Raw genomic sequence first — 20,832 nt, forward strand, 5'->3', positions numbered from 1 at the left:
GTGGCATAATGCGGCATGGATAACGCTGCCCTGATTTCCCGCCTCAAGGCCATCTGCGGCCGTCGTCATGTCCTGACCGGAGAGCGCTCCACAAGGCGGTTTCGCAAGGGCTTCCGCTCGGGCGAGGGCGAGGCACTGGCGGTGGTGCAACCCGGCACGCTGCTGGAGCAATGGCAGGCGCTGCAGGCCTGTGTCGAGGCCGACAAGATCGTGATCATGCAGGCGGCCAATACCGGGCTGACCGAAGGCTCCACCCCGAAGGGCCGCTACGGGCGCGACGTGGTGCTGATCAACACCCGCCGGATGGATGACATCCAGCTGATCAATGACGGCCATCAGGTGATTTCCTTCCCCGGCTCGACCTTGTTCAAGCTCGAAAAGCTGTTGGCCCCGCTGGGCCGCCAGCCGCATTCCGTCATCGGGTCGTCCTGTATCGGCGCGTCCGTGGTGGGTGGCGTGTGCAACAATTCCGGCGGCGCGCTGGTCGAGCGGGGGCCGTCCTATACCGAGTTGTCGCTTTACGCGCAGATCACCGAGGATGGACAGCTTGAACTGGTCAACCATCTTGGCGTGAAGCTGGGCGAGACGCCGGAAGAGATACTCACCAACCTGCAAAACGGCACGTATCCGCCTCAGGCCATCGAGAACGGCAACCGCAAGGCGTCGGATACCGACTATGCCCGCCGTGTGCGCAATATCGACGCCGATACGCCCGCGCGGTTCAACGCCGACAAGACGCGGCTTTACGAGGCAGCCGGTTGCGCGGGCAAGCTTGCGGTCTTTGCGGTCCGGCTCGATACCTATCCGGTCAATCAGCGCGAGATGACCTTCTATATCGGCACCGATGATACGTCGGCGCTGACCGACCTGCGTCGGCGCATCCTGTCCGAGTGCGAGACCTTGCCGGTGAGTGCAGAATACATGCACTCGGATGTGTTCGATCTGTCGGATGTCTATGGCAAGGACACGATGATCATGATCGATAAGCTGGGCACGGACCTGTTGCCCACCTTCTTTGCCCTCAAGGGGGCTGTCGATGCGCGGCTCGCCATGATCCCCGGCATGGGCAATTTCACCGATCGGTTCATGCAGCTTTTCTCGCGCCTCTGGCCCAATATTCTACCCAAGCGGCTGCGCGACTATCGGGGAAAGTATGAGCATCATCTGATCCTCAAGATGCGCGATGGCGGGATCACCGAAGCGCAGGCGCTGCTGGGCGATATGCAGGCGGCGGGCGCGCTGGATTTCTTTGAATGCACCCCGCGTGAGGGCAAGATGGCGGGCCTGCTGCGCTTTGCTGCTGCAGGGGCTGCCGTGCGTTACATGGCGGTGCATTCGAAAGAGGTGGAGGATATCATCGCGCTCGATATCGCGCTGCGCCGGAATGACCGTGACTGGTTCGAGGAACTGCCGCCAGAGATCGGCGATCAGCTCGTCGCCAGGCTCTATTACGGGCATTTCATGTGCCACGTGCTGCATCAGGATTACATCGTCAGGAAGGGCGAGGACCCCAAGGCGCTGAAGGCGGCGATGCTGAAGCTGCTTGATCAGCGGGGCGCGGAATACCCGGCAGAACACAATGTGGGCCATCTCTATGCGGCCAAACCCGACCTTGCGGCCTTTTACAAATCCGTGGACCCGACCAATTCGATGAACCCCGGGATTGGCAAGATGTCTCGCTGCAAGCATTATCTGGATGAAACCGCCTGAGACCCCGCCCGAAGGAGGCCACATGACCGACGCACGCCCTGCACGGCCCATGGTTGGATTTTTCGTCACCTGCATCGTGGATGCCATGCGCCCCAATATCGGTTTTGCCAGCCTCAAGGTACTTGAGGCGGCGGGCTGTGATGTGGAGGTGCCCGCCGCGCAAACCTGCTGTGGGCAACCTGCCTTCAACAGTGGGGACGATGCCGCCACCAAGGCACTGGCGAAACAGGTGATCGCGGCGTTTGAACCCTATGACTATATTGTTGTTCCCTCTGGCTCCTGCGCCAGCATGATCCGCAGCCATTATGGCGAGCTGTTTGTCGGCGATGCCGAGTGGGAGGCGCGGCAACGTGCGGTTTCGGACAAGACCTGGGAGATCCTGAGCTTTCTCACCGACGTGATGGGCTATCTGCCTGAGGGGGTGCGCTATGACGGGGTGGCCACCTATCATGACAGTTGCTCGGGCCTGCGTGACCTCGGTGTGCATGACCAGCCGCGCAAGATGCTGGCCGCTGTGGAAGGGCTGAGCCTGACGCCGCTGGAGGGGCATAACGAATGTTGCGGCTTTGGCGGGACGTTTTGCGTGAAATACTCGGATCTGTCCAACGCCATTGTCACCGACAAGTCCGAGAAGGTTGAGGCGACCGGGGCCGATATGCTGCTTGGCGGGGATATGGGCTGTCTCATGAACATGGCGGGCAAGCTGAACCGGCGCGGCGCAGAGGTGAAGGTCTATCACACGATCGAGGTGCTTGCGGGGATGGCCGACGTGCCCGCGATCTGCAAACCGGAGAAAATGCGATGAGGCAGCAATCGCATCTGTTCAAGGAAACGGCGAAACAGGCACTGGCCGATCCCACGCTCAAGATCGCGCTGAACCGCACCACGGGCCTGTTGCAACGCCGCCGGGCGCAGGTGATTGACGAGTTCCCGGAATATGCCGAGGCGCGGGCCGCCGCGGAGAAGATCAAGACCCACACGCTTGAGCACATGGCGCATTATCTGGCGCAGTTTGAGGCCAATGCCATTGCCGCCGGGGCGCAAGTGCATTGGGCCCGCACCCCGAAGGAAGCAAGCGAGATCGTCATCCGCATCTGCCGCGAGGCGGGTGCGACATCCGCCACGCGGGTCAAATCCATGCTGGGCGAAGAAATCGGCCTGCCCGACGCGCTGTCCGAAGCCGGGATCGAACGGGTGGAGACGGACCTGGCCGAGCATATCATCCAGCTGGCCGGCGATCCGCCCAGCCACATCGTCATGCCCGCGATGCACAAGACGCACGAGCAGGTGGCCGAACTCTTTCGTGAGAAACATGCCGAACCATCCGAAGACGACGATGTGACCAGCCTTGTCGAAAGCGCCCGGCGCGAGCTTCGGCAGAAGTTTCTCGGGGCGGATGTGGGCATTTCCGGCGCGAATTTCCTGATTGCCGAAAACGGCTCCATCGTGACCGTCACCAACGAAGGCAATGCCGAGCTGACCGTGACCCCGCCCAAGACCCATATCGTGACGGCAGGGATCGAGAAACTCGTGCCGAGTCTCGCCCATGCCACCGTCTTCCTACGGCTTCTGTCTCGCGCGGCGATCGGCGCGGAGATCACCCAGTACACCACCTTTTATAATGGCCCCAAACGCAAGGATGACGCGGACGGGCCGGAACAGATGCATATCGTTCTGGTCGACAATCACCGTACCGAGATGCTGGGCAGTTTCCTGCGGCCCATGTTGCGCTGTATCCGTTGCGGCGCCTGCATGAACCATTGCCCGGTCTATGCTTCGGTCGGCGGGCATGCCTATGGTGCGGTCTATCCCGGTCCGATGGGCTCGGTCCTGACGCCCGCGATGCGCGATTTGAAAAGCACCAAGCACCTGCCCAATGCCTGCACGCTGAATGGCCGCTGCAAGGAGGTGTGCCCGGTCAACATTCCGCTGACCGATATGCTGCGCAGCCTGCGCGCCCGCCAGCATGACGCGGGTCTGACCCCGCCAGTGACGAAATGGGCGCTGCGCGGCTGGGGCTGGCTGGCGCGGCGGCCAAAGCTCTATCACCGGGTCACAGGGTTGGCGGTTTTTGTCATGCGGGTGTGGTCGATGAACAAGGGCCGCATCCGGCGCTTTCCGATGGCGGGGAACTGGACCAGACACCGCGACCTGCCGCAGCCCGAGCTTGGCACCTTCATGCAGCAATATAAACGGAGGCAGGGCAAATGAGCGATGCACGCGCGGCCATTTTCGCCGCCATTCGCGCGGCCAACGGGCCAGAGGGCGATGCCGCCGGAATTGCCGCCGAGGCGCAGGCGTTACTTGAGGGCATCGATGCGCGCCGTCCGGGTTTCACCGGGCAGAGCAATCTGGACCGGTTCATCGAAAAGGCCACGTCGGAGCGGGTCACCGCCACGGTCGCGCAGGTGCAAAGCTTGTCTGACGTGCCGGGTGCCGTGACGGCCTATCTGGAGGCCAAATCCCTGCCGCGCCGCGTGGCGATGCAGCCGCGCGCCGTGCTTGCCGGGCTTGGCTGGGACGGTTTCAAAATCCATCACAGCCCCGAGGCCAACGAACCGGTGGCGGTGTCCATCGCCGATCTCGCCGTGGCTGAAACCGGCTCGGTCGTATTCCGCTCCGCCGCCGATGCGCCGGTGCTGATGAATTTCCTGCCGCTGCATCACCTAGTCGTGGTCGAAACCGGCAAGATCCGCCGCCATCTGGAGGATGTTTTTGCCGAGTTTGGCGCCGATCAGGCGACCCAGCCGCGCAACCTGAGCATTGTCACCGGCACCAGCGGCACGGCCGATATCGAGGCCAAGAATGTGCGCGGCGCGCATGGCCCGCGCTTCATGCATCTCATACTTGTCGGCTGATCAATCCTCCTATGTCGCGCAGGGACCTGCCGGGAGTCGTTCCTTGGATTGACCCTCGGGCCAAACATGGCCAGTATTCCCCCAGCGCGCGACTGAATGCGCATTCAATAGTGAGATTCGATGGGGAGCGAACGGATCAGATGAAATATGTGAAACCCGAAAGCCTTGAGGCCGCGGCGACACTGCTGGCCGCAGAAGCGGGCACTTCCCGTATTCTGGCGGGGGGCACTGATGTGCTCGTGCAATTGCGGTCAGAACTGGTCGAGCCGGACCTGATCGTGGATATCAAGCATCTCGACGGTCTGCGCGATATTGTCGAAGAGAATGGCGGCTTCCGCATCGGTGCCGGTGTTTCCGGCGCGCAGATGGGCGAACATGCCGCGCTGTGCGCAGCCTGGCCCGGCGTGGTCGAAGGGGCCGAACTGATCGGATCGACCCAGATCCAGGGGCGCTGTACCATGGTGGGCAATCTCTGCAACGGGTCGCCCGCGGCAGACAGCGTGCCGGGTATGGTGGCCGCAGGCGCCGTGGCGCGCGTGCATGGCCCTGATGGCGAACGCGACGTGCCGGTGAAAGAGATCCCCGCAGGTCCGGGCAAGACAAACCTCGGCAAGGGTGAATTCATCACCTCGATCTTCCTGCCCGCGCGACCCGCAAACGCATCGGACGCCTATCTGCGTTTCATCCCGCGCACCGAAATGGACATTGCCGTGGCCTCGGCTGGCGTGAACCTTGAACTGGCTGAGGATGGCACCGTTTCCGCGGCCCGCGTGGCCGTGGGCGCTGTTGCCCCAACCGTCCGGCTTGTCCCTGATGCAGGGGCGGCTCTTGTGGGCTCCAAGCTGGACGACGCCGCGATTGCCGCGATGGTCAGCGCGGTCGAAGCCGCCTGCTCACCGATCGACGACAAGCGCGGCACGGTGGAGTACCGCACCACAACCGCCGGTGTGCTGGCCAAGCGCGCCGCCCATATTGCCTATGACCGCGCCGGAGGTGCGAAATGAAGAACCTGCATGTAACCACAACGATCAATGGCGACGCTGCCGAGTTTGTCTGCGAGCCGGATGAGACGCTGCTCGACGCCCTGCGCAACCGCCTCGGGCTGACCGGGGCCAAGGAAGGTTGCGGCACCGGCGATTGCGGCGCTTGTTCGGTCACGCTCAACGGGCGGCTGGTCTGCTCGTGCCTGGTGCTGGCGGCCGAGGCCGAGGGTGCCGAGGTGGCCACGATCGAAGGCATGGCCGATGGCGATCAGCTGCATCCGCTGCAACGGGTGTTTATCGAGAAGGCGGCCCTTCAATGCGGTGTCTGTACGCCCGGTATCCTGGTGGCCGCCAAGGCGCTGCTGGAGAAAAACCCGGATCCGTCCGAGAGCGAAATCCGCTACTGGCTGGCCGGCAATCTCTGCCGCTGCACGGGATATGACAAGATCATCAGGGCGGTGCAGGACGCTGCCGCCGAAATGAGGAGCGCGTGAGATGGCTTTCGACGAGAATGTGAAAACGGAATTCAAGGTCGTCGGCACGCGGGTGAAACGCCCCGACGGCATCGACAAGGTCACCGGCCGCGCGCTTTATGGCGCGGATTTCAACGCGCCCGGGATGCTGGTTGGCCGCATCCTGCGCAGCCCGCACGCCCATGCCCGGATCGTCAGCATCGACACATCCGAGGCTGAAAAGCTTCCAGGCGTGAAGGCGATCGTGACCAGTGCGGACCTCGCGGACCCGGAAGATGATTTCTTCCGCGATATCCGGGATAACTGCCTGGCGCGGGACAAGGTGCTGTATGATGGCCATGCCGTCGCCGCCGTGGCCGCGACCAGCCGCTCGGCCGCCAAAGCCGCCGCGCGGGCAATCAAGATCGAATATGAAAAGCTTCCCCATGTCACCGACGTGGACGAGGCAATGAAGCCTGACGCGCCGGTGGTGCAGGCGGGGCGCTCCGACGAAAGCGTGCCCGAGGGCCTGTCGGAGAATGTGACCAGCTATTTCGAGTTCGGTCATGGCGATCTCGACGCAGGCTTTGCCAAGGCCGACAAGATCATCGAGCGCAGCTTCAAGACCGCCGCGACGCATCAGGGCTATATTGAACCGCATGCCTGTCTGGCCACGATGGGCTCGGACGGGCGCGGCGATCTGTGGTGCTGCACCCAGGGGCAGTATTTCGTGCGCACGATCTGCTCGGAAGTCTGCGGGATCGAAGCGACGCAACTGCGCGTCACCGCATCCGAGATCGGCGGCGGCTTTGGCGGCAAGACCACCTGCTTCATCGAGCCTGTGGCGCTGGCCCTGTCGAAGAAATCGGGCCGCCCGGTCAAGATCGTGATGAGCCGCGAAGAGGTGTTCCGCGCAACCGGGCCAACCGTATCTTCCTCGTCGGATGTGAAGATCGGGATGACGAAGGATGGCCGGATTACAGCGGCCACCGCCAAGCTGCGCTATCAGGGCGGCGCGTTTCCATGCGGCACCGTAGAGTTCGGCGCGCAGTCGGCCTTTGCCGCCTATGATCTGGAGGCGGTGCGCTCCTATGGCTGGAACGTGCTGACCAACCGCCCGAAAGAAGCGGCCTATCGCGCGCCCGGTGCGCCGATGGCGATCTACGCGGTGGAAAGCGTGGTCGATGAGCTGTGCCAGGAGCTGGGTCTTGACCCGCTCGACGTGCGCCTGAAGAACGCCGCACGCAAAGGCACGCTGGCCTCTTACGGGCCGACCTTCAACGATATCGGCCTAGTCGCCACGCTGGAGGCCGCCCAGGCGCATCCGCACTATGCGGCCCCGCTGGGTGAAAATCAGGCGCGCGGCCTCTCCTGCGGGTTCTGGTTCAACTTCGGGGGCAACACCTGTGTGTCGCTCAATGTGAACCATGACGGCACCGTCGGCGTGGTTGAGGGCAATCCCGATATCGGTGGTTCGCGCGCGTCGATTTCGATGATGGCCGCCGAAGAGCTGGGCATTCCATACGAGAAGGTACGGACCGTCATCACTGACACCAACTCGCTTGGCTATAACGACGTGACCGATGGCAGCCGCGTGACCTTTGCCGTGGGTCTGGCCACGATCGAAGCCGCCCGCGCCGCCAAGCGCGAGATGTGCAAGCGGGCCGCGCAGATCTGGGGCATCGACGAAGAGGCGGTGGTCTGGGAAGACGGCGCCGCGCGCCCCTCTGGCCCCAACGCCGGAGAGCACCCGCCGATGAGCCTGGCCGATATCGCCGCCGTGATGGATCAGACCGGCGGGCCGATTGCCGGCCACCACGAGGTGAATGCCGACGGTGCCGGTGTCAGCTTTGGCGTGCATCTTGTGGATGTCGAGGTCGACAAGGAGACCGGATCGACCAAGGTCCTGCGCTACACCGTATTCCAGGATGCGGGTAAGGCGGTGCATCCCGACTATGTCGAAGGCCAGATGCAGGGCGGCGCCGTGCAGGGTATCGGCTGGGCGCTGAATGAAGAGTATATCTATGGCGAGGACGGGCGGCTGCAGAACCCGGGCTTCCTGGATTACCGCGTGCCGGTCGCCTCGGACCTGCCCGCCATCGAGCCCGTAATTCTCGAGATCCCCAACCCGGGCCACCCCTACGGTGTGCGCGGTGTGGGCGAAACCTCGATCGTGCCGCCGCTGGCCGCGATTTCCAACGCCGTGTCCCGCGCCGCCGGGGTGCGCATGACCGAGTTGCCGATGTCGCCGCCGCGCGTGCTCAAGGCGCTCTCGGGGGGCTGATCCGCATGGTCCGGGTCAAACTGTGGGGGTCTCTCCGCGACCTGGCTGACGGGCAGGAATATGTCGAGGTAGAGGCCAGCAACTTCAAACAGTTGCTGGACCAGCTCGAAGAGAAGTATCCGGCCCTCAAACCTCAGATCAAGCGCGGGGTCTCCCTCGCGCTTGATGGCGTGATTTATCGCGAGGCATGGTTCACCAAGATCAGCGAAGACAACGAGGTCGTGCTCATGCCTTACATGGTGGGCGGCTGACGCCCGGTTTGTTCAGACAAGTTTAATCGTTAAGCCGCGCGCAACATCTCTCTGCTAAGCCTTAACCCGGGTGAGTAAAAAGGTGGTGGAGATGAGCGCGCAAGGCAATGTCGCGCCTATCATCATCAAAAAGAAGAAAGTCACCGGCGGCGACGGGCACCATGGCGGTGCTTGGAAGGTCGCTATAGCATATTCCTTTAGCTTAGGCGCTTTTGCGCCTGTGAAACGTCCCGCCCCCGATTGAGAGACGGACTAAGCTGTCGTTCTGAACTTTGCGCCGCGGCGATAGATGCGCGGCGCGCCACCCGATTTCAGATGCAGGCTCAGGATGAACCGGAAAATGCTAATGGAACATGAAATGCGCCGGACCAACTCCCGGGCATTTAAGACAAATCTTCAGGCGCGCTTCTCAACCTTGTGGTCCACCTCGCCCTGAATGGTCTGTTTGCGCCCGGCGGCGTCATACGTCTCCAGAGTCCGGCGGATCCGGCGAAGGGCCGCCAGCCGGGCCGCGACCTTGCGAATCCCCTGCAGCGCGCCGTCCAACAGCACCTGATTGCGCGCCACCTTGCTCTGCAGGTCTTTCAAAGGGGGTTGCTGTTCCGGCTGAATGGCGTTCAGCGCGTCGATCAGCTGCTCCTTCTCTTCTGCAATCGCGGCGATGGCGTCGAGCTCTCCGTTCAGCAGCGCCCGGCGTTCGACATCGAGAAGACCGTCCAGCTGGTCGATCAGATTTTGCGGGGTCGGATCAGTCATCTTTCGTCTCCATCATCGCTTTGTAAAAACTTTCGGCCAGTCCGATTCCGCCCCGGCGCACCATGGCCTCGGCCAGCGCCTGACGATGAAACGACGCGAACTGATCCTCGCCCACCCCGCCGCTGAAGCTGTTCGGCTGCGTGCCAAGCCCGGCGGATTTCAGCATCTCGGCCAGAAACGTCGCTTCCAGCTTCTCGGCAGCGGCGCGGGCATCGAGCCGGGGCACCATGCGCGCCGTGGCGGGGACGGGGGGAAGGGGTAAAAGATCGGTCACCGGAATACCTCGAATTGCAGAAACTCGGGTGTATTTGACCGCAAATCGGTAAAGAACCAGTAACTCGTGTCTGCCATTCTGCCCTGAACGGAAGAATTCCCGGAGGCTCGAATGCAGCAGATATCTCTCTCTGTCCCTAAGCTCATACGCCCGGACACGCCGTCATTGGCCGCGTATCCCGACCAGGCCCACGCGTCTCGTGATGCGGGGGCGAGTGGCCAGGGCAGGGCAAACTTTGCCGACCTGCTCGCGGAAGAGGTGCTGCCGCCCGCGGACCCGGACGATCCCGCGCATCCGGACCCGGCCGAAGCGGTGACGGAAGATGAGGCTGAGACCGGGCCGCACCCGGTCGCCTCCGACTCCGATTCAGATAGGGTATTGGCAGAGGGGGAGGCACCGCCTCAATCCGTGGCAGCTCTGCCCATGCGTGGTGAGCATTCCGATGCCGCCCCCGCGGTCCGCACAACGCCCGCCGATCCCGCGCAACCCGTCCTGGCGGCGCAAACATCGCCCCCGGCCCATGCTCAGGGCCATCCGTCCCGGCCCGCCGCGCAGGCAGACAACGATCGCAGCGTACCGCGCTCCGAATTGCCAGATCGCCCCGATCTGCCCGCCAAGGCCCGGTCAGCGGATACTCCCGGGCTGACACGCACCGGCGCCACCCCGGGAAACACCCGGTCGCAACAGCTCGCGCCGCCCCGGGTCGCCACCGCACAGGTCGCCGCCCAGGCCAATGTAACGCTGCCCTCGCAAGAGCCATACAGCCCCCGACCCCCCTCATCAGCGCCCCCCGGCCCGGAGCCATTGACCGCTATGAACCCGGCCGATCGCCAGATGGTGCAGGCCGATCCAGATGTGCGCCCCGGTCTTGAAACGGCGCGGGAAACTGTGCGCAACAATCTGAATCAAAATACGTTCTCTGCACCTGCTGGCGGTCATGCCAGCCCGTTATCGGCGCCTCCCGGGCCGCAGGGCGCACCGGACGCCGCGCCTCGTCTGACCGCTCCGGGCCAGGTCATGCAGGCCGCTCCCGAGCAAAGACAGCCGGGCGACTCCTGGCAGCCCGGGCAGGCCGGGCGACTGCTGGCGGCCCTGCATGCGGCCCCCAACGCGGCCCTGAACGGCGATCCAAAAGGCATGTCCGTTGCGGTGGAGGTGCAGGCGCAGCAAGCGACGCAGCATGTCGCCCAGGCGCAGCCTGCCACCCTCTCGTTGCAAGGCGCGGCAAGCGGTGCGCCCTCCCTGGTGCCCACCCCCGCCGCAGCCCGTGACCCTGCGGGTGACGGGCCCCTGCAGGTGGATGAGCTTCGGCTTTCGGCGGAGCCTGGCACTGCGCCGCTGCGCCCCGTCGCCGCGGGCCATCTACAGCGTCCTGGCACGCCACCCCATATTGCCGCGCAGATCGCGGGGGCCATTCAGCGCGGCGGGCCAAACCCCACGATCGACCTCTCGCTGAACCCGGCCGAACTTGGCCGCGTCAAGATCAGCCTGCAGCCCTCCGATGGTGTCGTTCTGGTGCATGTCGTCGCGGACCGCGGTGAGACGCTGGATCTCCTGCGCCGACATGCAGAGCAGCTGGCGCAGGAGTTCCATTCCATCGGATATGGTGAAGCGCAGTTTTCCTTTTCCCGGCAATCGTCCGATCAGGGCCCCGCGAATGAAGCAGGACCGCATGTTGAGGGGTCCCGTGAACACCCGCTCGCCCCCGGAGAGGGTACCCCTCTCCCCCGTCCTTCGATCGGTCTGACCATGTCTGACCGGGTCGACATCCGCGTTTGAAAGGCAGCTCATGGATATCGGATCAACCCAATCGACCAACCCCTTCGCCACCGGGCAGACGGCACCGGCCAGCGATCAGGGCAGCACGGTCATCAGCTCGGATTTCGAGACCTTCATCAAGATGCTCACCGTACAGATGGAAAATCAGGACCCGCTCAACCCCGTGGAAGCGACGGATTTCGCCGTTCAGCTCGCGCAGTTCTCAACGGTGGAGCAACAGGTGCTCACCAACTCCCTGCTTACCAATCTCGGCGCGCAGGTCGGCGCGCTCAGTGTGGCGCAGCTCTCTGGCTGGGTCGGGATGCAGGCCCGTGCCGAAATGCCGGTGGTGTTTGACGGCGCGCCCGTCACGCTGACCCTTCGGCCCGACAGCCTGGCCGACACGGCCGAGCTGGTGGTGCGCAATGAACAGGGTGCGGAGGTGGCGCGCCAATCGGTTCCGACCGGATCTGGCGCGTTTGACTGGGCCGGAACGCTCGCCGACGGAACGCCGCTGCCCTATGGCACCTATGATTTGAGTGTTGAAAGTTTTTCCGCCGGGCAAACCATCGCGACAACCCCGGTCGAGGTACATTCATTGATCGTCGAGGCCCGAAATGATGCGGGCGTACCGACGCTGGTGATGGAGGGAGGGCAGGTTGTGGCCGCCTCCCAGATTCTCGGACTGAGCGAGTCGGCCCCCTGAAATCATGCCTTCACCGGGCCGCTCAGGCGTGGCGTAACAGCCTGGTTAGACGCATCTTTTCCACGCTGACACCGATCCGGACCATGGATCAGGCGACTTGGTCGATCAGAATCAAGCCGAATTGCTGCAAGTGAAAACGGCATTCCGCGCATTTTTTTTGGCCATACGCATGTTTCCGCTAACTGAATTATGCTGCATATGCATAAAAAACCCTGCCTCCTTCGGATATTCCCCTTATTTATCAGGAGATTGCCAAATATGTGGCATATTTGCGCAAGTTCACGTCTATCGGGATTTTCCAATGAAAAACTGGGTTTTAAACTGTTTCTACTTATGCAATAGTCCCACCGATCCTATATCAACGGGGTCTAAGGATCTCAAAATACCGGTTTGGAGAATGTGATGAAAAAGATTACCACGATTGCTGCTGTTGCCGCCATGATGGCTGCTTCCGCAACTTCGGCACTGGCTGGCACGCTGGAAGAGCCCGAAGATCCCTATATCGCTCCCGCGGTTCCCGCTGGGTCCAGCGGTAGCCTGGGTGGTGGTGCTGGTGCCGTGATCGCAGGCGTTGCTGCTGCTGCTCTGATCGCAGCCGCTGCAAGCGACAGCGACGACCCGATCACCACGACCACCAACAACTGATCCGACCGGGCGTAAGCCCGACGATCCGTTGACGGAATAGAACGGCCTGGTCCAGTTGTGACCAGGCCGCTTCTTTTTGTGCTGCGAATCGGTGCTTTGAAAACGCGCCTTGCCGGGCAACGACGCCCTTGACCCACGCGCCTGGACACGCGGGCTATCGTTGGTTGAAAGGGGTGTTCTGGGTCTTAACGCAGGGTCTGAACCACGGTGAGCCCGTAAAAATCGCTCAGCCACTGGACCGATTGCACCACACGGCCCGATCCATCGACCCGATAGATATTGCGGAACGTGCGGTCACCGGACTGACAATTCTCGGTCATCTCGACGGTCATCCGGTCAATCGCGCCCACCCGCACCCGCGTCGAGGCGCCCCGGCTGATGCTGCACTGCGCACGCATCTCGACAATCTGATTCTCGCCATCGAGGTAACGCTGCACCCGCGTGGCATTTCCCGACGACCGGGACGACACCAGCGCCAGCGTCTGATCGACATCCGACGACATCAGGTCATTGCGAAGCCCGCGCGTGGCCGTGATCAACCCGTTGCGCGTGGTGATGCTGCGCCGCTCGGTATCTTTCGTCCAGCTCGTCCAGGTCCGGTAGGGACCGTTGCTGGCGATCTGGCGCAGGATCACGTTGTTGTTGGTCTTCTCGAACGTGGCCAGGGCCAGCGGGCCATCCAGCACGTTCAGCGCCTCATTCACCGCCACCTGCACCTGCGCCGGGTCTTCAACCACCACAGCCGTCTTGGGCGCGGTCGCGGATTTCAGGAAGCTCAGGGCATCCACATCCTTGCGCCCGTTGGAGCAGCCCGCCAGGGCCAGGCCCGCCACAAGAGCGGAGGTCAGGTAAAGAAATCGTGTCACGTTCATCTCCAGAACTTGCCCCAGCTCTTCGCGATCTCGGGCTCGTGCGAATCGCGGATGGTTTCGTAAAGCCGCCCCTGTACAGACAGCCGCGCGCCGCCGTCACGCGTGATCGGCTTGAGCGTTATGCTGGAGGTTTTCTGCGTCGGCGTACCAAGCGCCCAGGACAGCGGGATCGTCAGGCGGATCCCTTTGTCAAACGACCCTTCGCCAAACTCGGCTGCCGAAACATCGGTTTTGGTCATGTAGGCGCCGACCTTCCAGCCGTTCGCAAACTCCCGGTCAAGCGCGACCGTCGCGCCCCAATCTCCGGCCAGGTACCGCCCTGCATCCACCTGCCCGTGAAAGCCGTTGCCAAAGTCGTAATAGGCCGAGACATGCCCGCTCGCCCGCGGGATCACCCCGCCCGGCGTGGTGCGCGACCGGAAGCCCAGAAGCTGATCAAACTCGCGCGGCTCGACATAGTTGGCCTCCACCCCGAAGGCGAGGCGGCTGTTCACCGGCTTCCAGAGCATTTCGGCCGACACCCCGGCATACATGCTCTCCAGATAGCCCACCGTGACCCGGCCATAGAGGTTCTCTGCCGGGCGGAAATATTTGGCCAGTGTCAGATTGTCGATCACCGGCTCATCCGTGCGCACGTAAAGCTGCGCATCGGACCGCACCCGCGGCAGCACCGAGTTGTTGATCTGGTTGATCTCATCGAGGTTGCCCACCAGCTTCTGCGAAAGCGAACCCTGCGCAATCCAGCCCCCGCCAAACTCATAAGACGCCTTCAGGCGCACGCCCGCATCGGCGCGCACAGGCTCGCTCGGATCAAAGAAACTGGTGCGCACATAGGGCCCGAGCGACCAGTTGAATTTCGGATAGAGCCCCGGCAGCGCATCGGGGAAATCCGAAAAGCGCAGCGTATCGCTGAACGTGGCGGCCGCCAGCGCGCTTGCGGCGGGCTCATTCTCCAGCCGCTCAAGCTGCGACCGGCTGATGGTTATCGTGCTGGCCGGGATACCCTTGGTCATCTGCGTCACATGGATCGTCTCGACCGAGGCGGGCAACGTCCGGCTCAGATTGCGCAGCGTCCGGCCAAGGGCCTGCGCCCCGGCGTCATAGGTCTCATTGCGGATGCGCACATGCGCGGTGCGCCCGCTGACCGAGATACCGTCCAGGTCAATCCCGTCGCGATCGAGGCTCTTGTCGACCGAACGGGTGATCACATCCACATTGCCGGGCTCTGTGGTCCAGCCCAGATCGGCGGCCGACCCCGGCGCACGCACCGCCACGGGCATGGGCGCGCCCTCGGCCCCGCCCGGCGCAGGGGCGTTTTTCGGATTGAGCGTCAGGTTGATCCGCGCCCCGAATTCCGAGCCATGAAGCGAATAGGCGCTCAGATGCACATCATCGGTGATCTTGTAGCTTGCCCCGAAGTTCCACGGCGTCTTGCGCTCGAATATCCCCGCGCCGACCTCCTGATCATAAGCGTCCGAGGAATATTCCGCGCTAAAGCTAAGCTTGTCGGTCACATCGAAGCTCGCCCCGCCAAAGAACGAATAATCGCCGCGGAACCAGTCATCGACCGAAAAATCCCCCCCCGTCGACAGCGGGTTGAACCCGGGCCGTGTTCCGGTGTTGCCAAAGCTGTTATAGCTGCCCAGCCGGCCCCAGCCGACACCGCCCGTCACGCGCAGACGGTCGCCGATGGATTTGGTGGCGACGATGTATTCCCCACCCAAAAGCCCGGTGCCGACAAAATCCTGCAGGCCCACGGCCACCGCAGGCGTCCAGTCCGTTTCGTTGAAGACCCTGAAACGCAGGTCGAAACTGCGGTCGTAATAGGTGGAAAACTGCGGCGTCAGGTTGTCCGTGCCCGCATAGCGGAAACTGCCGGTCAGGCGCGGGGTCAGCTGAAAGGTCAGCGTGGTTTTGGATGCCCCGTCGAAATAGGCGAAGGTGGTGCCAAGCTGGGCATCGGGCGCCATTTCGGCCGTTGGCATGTCGATAAGCCCGCTGGGCGTACCATATGTATTGGTTAGCGTCGTCGTCAGGTTTTCCGGCACCGCGGCGACGGGCCAGGCCAATGCGGCCGCTGTCAGTGCAATCTTGCTGGTCGTCCGGGTCACGAGGAGAGCTCCCACCACGTCTGTTCTTGGCGGCAGTCTAGACAATTCATCCGTGGGGAACAACGGCGGGATGACGCAAAGTCAGCGAAGCGGGGTGTTGTTACAAATTGGTGACGATCCGGGCGTGCCGGGCGTCAGATCAGCGCCAGAATTGCGGCGCAGATACCCCCGCCCAGCGCCGCCCCGACGATCAGAAGCGCCGCCGTCTTGCGGCCATTGCGCGGGGCCGGGGCAGGCGGGGGCGAGGAATGCTGGATCAGGGCATTCTCCACGATCATCGGCAGGCGCGGCCCATAACGCGACAGCACCATCATCGTCTTGCCAAGGTCACGCACCAGTGCCGCGGGCCCGATGCTCTGCTTGATGTAGTTTTCCACCACGGGCCGGGCGACCTTCCAGATGTTGATCTCGGGGTTGAGCGAGCGCGCGACACCCTCCACCACCACCATCGTCCGCTGCAAAAGGATCAGCTCGGTGCGGGTTTCCATCCCGAAACGCTCGGTCACTTCAAACAGATAAGTCAGAAGACTGCCCATGCTGATCTTGGTGGCGTCCATCCCGAAGATCGGCTCACCCACCGCCCTCAGCGCCCGGGCAAATTCGTCCACATCGCGGTCGGCAGGCACGTAACCGGCTTCAAAATGCACCTCCGCCACCCGGCGGTAATCGCGCTTGATGAAGCCATAGAGGATCTCGGCATAGACCCGGCGGGTGTATTCGTCGATATGGCCCATAATCCCGAAATCATAGGCAATCAGATCGCCATTGGCGGCGACCTTCAGGTTGCCCTGATGCATGTCGGCGTGGAAATACCCGTCGCGCAGCGCATGGCTGAGAAAGAGCTGCAACACCCGCTCGCCCAGCGCCACGCGGTCATGCCCCGCCGCATCGAGCGCCACATTATCGCCCAGTGGCACCCCATCGGCCCAGCCCATGGTCAGAACGCGGCGGCTGGACAGATGCCATTCGATCTCCGGAAGCTGAAACCCCGGATCGTCCGAGGTGTTCGCGGCAAACTCACTGGCCGAAGACGCCTCCAGCCGCAGGTCGAGCTCGCCCATCACCACGCCCTCGAAATGCGCGATCACATCCGTGGGTCTGAGTCGCCGCGATGCGGGCGACAGAAACTCGATCACCCGTGCGGCAAAGTAAAACGCGTCGATATCCTTGCGAAACGCCCGTTCGATATGCGGCCGCAGCACCTTCACGGCCACATCCCGCCCGGTCTCGCGGTGGCGCGCCTTGTGCACCTGCGCGATCGAGGCCGCCGCGACTGGCTCGCTGAAGGCATCGAACAACTCTTCCACCGGGCGGCCCAGCGCCTGGCTGATACTGTCCTTGGCCACAGAGGTCGGAAACGGCGGCAGCTTGTCCTGCAAGACCCGCAGTTCCGTTGCCAGGTCATCCCCCACCAGATCGGGCCGTGTCGACAGCACCTGACCGAACTTGATATAGGCCGGCCCCAGTGCCGACAGGGCGCGCAGGGCGGGCGGCTGCTTAGGGTCGCCGCGATAGCCCAGCCACTGAAACGGCCAGGCCAGAAACCTGAGCGTGCCGCGCACCAGGGGCGGCGCGTCCATCGCATCCATGATCAGGCCCATCGCGCCGGTGCGTTCCAGCGTGGCGCCCGTACGGATCAGGCGCAGGATATTATGCGGCCCGCGCATGGCTCAGATCTTCCAGCCGGAGTGCAGACAGGCGATGCCCATGCTCAGATTGCGGTACTTGGCATTCTCGAACCCGGCCTGCCGCACCATGCTCAGGAAGGTCTCCTGATCGGGGAATTTGCGAATAGACTCGACAAGGTACTGATAGCTGTCCTTGTCGCCTGCAATCGCCTGCCCCATGCGTGGAATGATGTTGAAACTGTAAAGGTCATACACCTTCTGCATCAGCTCATTCGGGATCTGGGAGAACTCAAGCACCATCAGCCGTCCGCCGGGCTTCAGCACCCGAAACGCCTCGTTCAGGGCCTCCTGCGGGCGGGTCACATTCCGGATGCCAAAGCTGATCGTGTAAACATCGAACGTGTTATCTTCAAACGGCAGTGCCATCGCGTCGCCAACGATCCAGTCCAGACTGTCCGACAGGCTCTCCGCCTCGGCCCGCTTGCGCCCTTCGATCAGCATCGGCTCGGTCAGATCCAGCACCGTCGCATGCCCCGCGCCCGCGCGCTCCAGAAACCGGAACGAGATGTCCCCCGTGCCCCCCGCCACATCCAGCAGCTTCTGCCCCGGACGCGGCGCCAGCCAGTCCATCATCGCATCCTTCCAGATCCGGTGAATGCCCAGGCTCATGGCGTCGTTCATCACGTCATATTTCGATGCCACCGAGCCAAACACGCCCTTCACCCGCCCGGCCTTTTCCGACTCAGGGACCGTCTCAAATCCGAAATGGGTGGTTTTCTCGCTCATATTCCGCTCACTGGCCTTGCCGATCATGATCTCTGACCTTCTTATAGGGCGCTGATGGGGGGATACAATGCGCCCCTTTAGTCGCAGAAGGACCCTCAATGCCCGAACTCCCCGAGGTTGAAACCGTCCGCCGTGGCCTGGCCCCGGTGATGGAGGGGCAGGTGATCGCCCGGGCGGACGTCAATCGCCCGGACCTGCGCTGGCCCTTTCCGCCGCATATGGCCGCGCGGTTGGCCGGGCAGCGCGTGCTGGGCCTGCGGCGGCGCTCCAAATACATCCTGGCCGATCTCAGCTCGGGCGAGACGCTGCTTATTCATCTGGGCATGTCCGGGCGGATGCTGATCTCGGGCGACCCGCTGGGCCGGTTCGTGCATGACCACCCCGCACCAGAGAAGCATGACCATGTCGTCCTGCATATGGAGACCGGCGCGCGCATCACCTTCAACGACCCCCGCCGCTTTGGCGCGATGGACCTGATGCCGACCGCCACCGCCGAGGCGCACCCGCTCCTCGCCAAGCTTGGGCCGGAACCCCTGGGAAACAGCTTCAGCGAACCCTACCTGACCGCCGCCCTGAGGGGCAAAAACACCCCCATCAAATCCGCGCTGCTGGATCAGCGAATCGTCGCGGGACTGGGCAATATCTATGTCTGTGAGGCGCTCTTCCGGGCCCGCATCTCTCCCCGCCGCCGTGCCGGGCAGATTTCCGCCTCGCGCGTCGCCGCCCTTGTGCCCATCATCCGCGACGTGATTGCCGAGGCGATCGATGCAGGCGGGTCGTCCTTGCGCGATTTCCGCCAAACCGATGGAGAGCTTGGATATTTCCAGCACCGCTTCGATGTCTATGACCGCGAGGGCCAGCCCTGCCGCCATGACGGTTGCGCCGGGACCGTGCGCCGCATCGTTCAGTCGGGGCGCTCCAGTTTCTATTGTGTCAAGTGCCAAAGATAGGTTGAACCGTATTCCCACGGTGCTATTGATTCCCCCCGAACAGCAACAACCGGAAGCAAACCAAATGGCCTATGAGACGATCATCGTCGAAGTAGCAGACCACGTTGCCCTCGTTACCCTGAACCGCCCTGATGCCATGAATGCGCTGAATGACCAGCTCCTCGGAGAGCTGGCCCATGCGCTGCAAGAGGCGCAGGAGAATGACAAGGTGCGGTGCATCGTCATCACCGGCTCGGAAAAGGCGTTCGCCGCCGGGGCCGATATCAAGATGATGTCTGAAAAGACCTTCACCGAGGTCTTCCTGGGCGATCTTTTCGCGGATGAACCTTCGGCCATTCTGCGCATCCGCAAGCCGATCATTGCCGCCGTGTCGGGCTATGCCCTGGGCGGCGGGTGCGAGCTGGCCATGATGTGCGATTTCATCATCTGCTCGGACACCGCCAAGTTCGGCCAGCCCGAGATCAATCTGGGCGTCATGGCCGGGATGGGCGGCTCGCAGCGGCTGACGCGGTTCATCGGCAAATCCAAGGCGATGGACATGAACCTGACGGGCCGCTTCATGGATGCCGAAGAGGCCGAACGGTCCGGGCTGGTCAGCCGCGTGGTGCCCGCCAAGAAACTGATGGAAGAGGCCATGTCGGCCGCCGCCAAGATCGCCGAGAAGTCGATGATCACCACCATGGCGGTGAAGGAAGCGGTCAACCGCTCCTACGAAACAACGCTGGCCGAGGGGCTCCTCTTCGAACGGCGCGTCTTCCACTCGCTCTTCGCCACTGAGGATCAGAAGGAAGGCATGGCCGCCTTCATCGAAAAGCGCGAGCCGCAGTTCCGCGACAAATAGATGTGACAAACAGACGTAGGGTGCGTGATCTCACGCACCTTACCTGTCACCGCACTTCCCCCTTTCCATTTTGGCCAAACTGCCCTATACGCCGCGTCAGATATGCGCGTGCGGCCCGCTCTGGCCAGAATCACCCCGGTTGATGACCTGCCGGTTCGGGTTTGCTGACGTGCAAAGACATAACAGACATGACCCGATGAAAGGTTAGATTCAAAATGGCAAATTCGCCCCAGTCCAAGAAACGCGCCCGCCAGAACGAGCGCCGTCTTGCCGTCAACAAAGCGCGCCGGTCGCGCATCCGTACCTTCCTGCGCAAAGTCGAAGAGGCGATCGCCTCGGGTGACAAAGATGCCGCAACCTCGGCCCTGCGTGCCGCTCAGCCCGAGCTGATGCGCGGTGTGACCAAAGGCGTCTTCCACAAAAACACCGCCGCGCGCAAAATGTCGCGCCTGAGTGCCCGCGTTAAGGCCCTCGGCTAAGGAAAAGCCGATAACGTATTGATGAAAAAGGCACCTGAACGCAGGTGCCTTTTTGCGTTCAGGGCCATAAAAAATTGGGCCGAGAGATTCTTTTTCACCAAAGCTCGTGTCAAGAGCAATGATCGGTTGCCCGGTCCGCAAAACGCTTGCTAGTTTCCTCAGGCGATTCACGCTTGGGGGGACAGGCAGGAGGCGCGAATGAGGGGCTGAAAAGCGTCGGCCCTTTGCTTGCGGCGCCAAAATTCTTGCCATGTTCTACTGGCGCGCATGTCACATGACATCTGGGCAGCATCCCAATGGGGACGGATGCGCCTGTTAATAATGTCGCTGGCATGTGTGCTCGACAGATTGATGAGGACCTGTTGCGCCGCCTGTTTGGGCGAACGAACGGTTCGTGTCTGTCATCCTTATCCGTGAACCATCGCACTGAGGGGCGGTGCCGTCAGGCGCCAGGCGGAATGAACAGATAAGTCGTGGAACAGGGTGGA

General features: G+C 62.8%; 20 protein-coding genes and 1 pseudogene. 15 read left to right on the top strand and 6 right to left on the bottom strand.

What is annotated here, in order from left to right; genetic code table 11:
* Positions 1-15: 15 nt before the first annotated feature.
* From dld to EI983_RS19530, 9 genes and pseudogenes are all read left to right on the top strand, one after another.
* Positions 16-1,710 carry a D-lactate dehydrogenase gene (gene dld, locus EI983_RS19075; protein ID WP_157708916.1) on the top strand — a complete coding sequence of 565 codons (1,695 nt, stop codon included), beginning with the start codon at positions 16-18 and terminating at the stop codon, positions 1,708-1,710.
* Between the two features lie 22 nt (positions 1,711-1,732).
* On the top strand, positions 1,733-2,515 hold the full coding sequence (locus EI983_RS19080; RefSeq protein ID WP_157708917.1) for a (Fe-S)-binding protein: 783 nt from the start codon (positions 1,733-1,735) through the stop codon (positions 2,513-2,515).
* Positions 2,512-3,921: a lactate utilization protein B gene (locus tag EI983_RS19085; RefSeq protein WP_157708918.1), complete on the top strand. Its 1,410-nt coding sequence runs from the start codon at positions 2,512-2,514 to the stop codon at positions 3,919-3,921. The genes EI983_RS19080 and EI983_RS19085 overlap by 4 nt, the downstream gene beginning before the upstream one ends.
* A complete protein-coding gene (locus EI983_RS19090) occupies positions 3,918-4,568 on the top strand; it encodes a LutC/YkgG family protein (RefSeq protein ID WP_157708919.1) in 651 nt (216 codons plus the stop codon). The genes EI983_RS19085 and EI983_RS19090 overlap by 4 nt, the downstream gene beginning before the upstream one ends.
* A gap of 140 nt (positions 4,569-4,708) precedes the next feature.
* The gene (locus EI983_RS19095; RefSeq protein WP_157708920.1) at positions 4,709-5,572 is read left to right on the top strand and encodes an FAD binding domain-containing protein; all 864 of its coding nucleotides are present in this window, start codon (positions 4,709-4,711) and stop codon (positions 5,570-5,572) included.
* Positions 5,569-6,045 carry a (2Fe-2S)-binding protein gene (locus EI983_RS19100; RefSeq protein ID WP_157708921.1) on the top strand — a complete coding sequence of 159 codons (477 nt, stop codon included), beginning with the start codon at positions 5,569-5,571 and terminating at the stop codon, positions 6,043-6,045. The genes EI983_RS19095 and EI983_RS19100 overlap by 4 nt, the downstream gene beginning before the upstream one ends.
* 1 nt (position 6,046) lies before the next feature.
* Positions 6,047-8,287, top strand: a complete 2,241-nt coding sequence (locus EI983_RS19105; protein ID WP_157708922.1) for a xanthine dehydrogenase family protein molybdopterin-binding subunit — start codon at positions 6,047-6,049, stop codon at positions 8,285-8,287.
* A 5-nt stretch (positions 8,288-8,292) separates the two neighbouring features.
* Positions 8,293-8,538 (top strand): MoaD/ThiS family protein, encoded by a 246-nt coding sequence (locus EI983_RS19110; RefSeq protein WP_157708923.1) that lies wholly within the window; start codon positions 8,293-8,295, stop codon positions 8,536-8,538.
* A 91-nt stretch (positions 8,539-8,629) separates the two neighbouring features.
* Positions 8,630-8,728 (top strand): annotated as a pseudogene (locus tag EI983_RS19530) (chemotaxis protein MotB); the annotation flags it as partial.
* A 206-nt stretch (positions 8,729-8,934) separates the two neighbouring features.
* Here EI983_RS19530 and EI983_RS19120 read toward each other — a convergent pair.
* Together EI983_RS19120 and EI983_RS19125 are read right to left on the bottom strand one after the other, a co-directional pair.
* Positions 8,935-9,294, bottom strand: coding sequence for a flagellar protein FlgN (locus EI983_RS19120; protein WP_157708925.1), 360 nt, complete (start codon positions 9,292-9,294; stop codon positions 8,935-8,937).
* The gene (locus EI983_RS19125) at positions 9,287-9,523 is read right to left on the bottom strand and encodes a rod-binding protein (protein ID WP_157709166.1); all 237 of its coding nucleotides are present in this window, start codon (positions 9,521-9,523) and stop codon (positions 9,287-9,289) included. The genes EI983_RS19120 and EI983_RS19125 overlap by 8 nt, the downstream gene beginning before the upstream one ends.
* Before the next feature lie 1,062 nt (positions 9,524-10,585).
* Here EI983_RS19125 and EI983_RS19130 point away from each other — a divergent pair.
* The 3 genes from EI983_RS19130 (at position 10,586) to EI983_RS19140 (ending at position 12,677) form a co-directional block, all read left to right on the top strand.
* On the top strand, positions 10,586-11,347 hold the full coding sequence (locus EI983_RS19130; protein ID WP_157708926.1) for a flagellar hook-length control protein FliK: 762 nt from the start codon (positions 10,586-10,588) through the stop codon (positions 11,345-11,347).
* A gap of 10 nt (positions 11,348-11,357) precedes the next feature.
* On the top strand, positions 11,358-12,032 hold the full coding sequence (locus EI983_RS19135) for a flagellar hook capping FlgD N-terminal domain-containing protein (RefSeq protein WP_157708927.1): 675 nt from the start codon (positions 11,358-11,360) through the stop codon (positions 12,030-12,032).
* A 402-nt stretch (positions 12,033-12,434) separates the two neighbouring features.
* Positions 12,435-12,677 carry a hypothetical protein gene (locus EI983_RS19140; RefSeq protein WP_157708928.1) on the top strand — a complete coding sequence of 81 codons (243 nt, stop codon included), beginning with the start codon at positions 12,435-12,437 and terminating at the stop codon, positions 12,675-12,677.
* A 185-nt stretch (positions 12,678-12,862) separates the two neighbouring features.
* On the opposite strand, the gene EI983_RS19145 is transcribed toward EI983_RS19140, so the two are convergent.
* The 4 genes from EI983_RS19145 to ubiE form a co-directional block, all read right to left on the bottom strand.
* Positions 12,863-13,543, bottom strand: a complete 681-nt coding sequence (locus tag EI983_RS19145) for a YjbF family lipoprotein (protein WP_157708929.1) — start codon at positions 13,541-13,543, stop codon at positions 12,863-12,865.
* Between the two features lie 2 nt (positions 13,544-13,545).
* Positions 13,546-15,660, bottom strand: coding sequence for a YjbH domain-containing protein (locus EI983_RS19150; protein WP_343038619.1), 2,115 nt, complete (start codon positions 15,658-15,660; stop codon positions 13,546-13,548).
* A 134-nt stretch (positions 15,661-15,794) separates the two neighbouring features.
* Positions 15,795-17,327: a 2-polyprenylphenol 6-hydroxylase gene (gene ubiB, locus EI983_RS19155; protein WP_157708931.1), complete on the bottom strand. Its 1,533-nt coding sequence runs from the start codon at positions 17,325-17,327 to the stop codon at positions 15,795-15,797.
* 3 nt (positions 17,328-17,330) lie between these two features.
* Positions 17,331-18,074, bottom strand: a complete 744-nt coding sequence (ubiE, locus tag EI983_RS19160; RefSeq protein WP_157708932.1) for a bifunctional demethylmenaquinone methyltransferase/2-methoxy-6-polyprenyl-1,4-benzoquinol methylase UbiE — start codon at positions 18,072-18,074, stop codon at positions 17,331-17,333.
* A gap of 98 nt (positions 18,075-18,172) precedes the next feature.
* Here ubiE and mutM point away from each other — a divergent pair, with 98 nt between their 5' ends.
* The 3 genes from mutM to rpsT all read left to right on the top strand — a co-directional run bounded on the left by mutM (position 18,173) and on the right by rpsT (position 20,344).
* Positions 18,173-19,024 (top strand): bifunctional DNA-formamidopyrimidine glycosylase/DNA-(apurinic or apyrimidinic site) lyase, encoded by an 852-nt coding sequence (gene mutM / locus EI983_RS19165; RefSeq protein ID WP_157708933.1) that lies wholly within the window; start codon positions 18,173-18,175, stop codon positions 19,022-19,024.
* 64 nt (positions 19,025-19,088) lie between these two features.
* A complete protein-coding gene (locus EI983_RS19170) occupies positions 19,089-19,865 on the top strand; it encodes an enoyl-CoA hydratase (protein ID WP_157708934.1) in 777 nt (258 codons plus the stop codon).
* A 215-nt stretch (positions 19,866-20,080) separates the two neighbouring features.
* Positions 20,081-20,344, top strand: a complete 264-nt coding sequence (gene rpsT, locus EI983_RS19175; RefSeq protein WP_157708935.1) for a 30S ribosomal protein S20 — start codon at positions 20,081-20,083, stop codon at positions 20,342-20,344.
* The last annotated feature ends 488 nt before the right edge of the window (positions 20,345-20,832 follow it).

Source organism: Roseovarius faecimaris, from assembly GCF_009762325.1.
GTDB classification, from domain to species: Bacteria; Pseudomonadota; Alphaproteobacteria; order Rhodobacterales; family Rhodobacteraceae; genus Roseovarius; species Roseovarius faecimaris.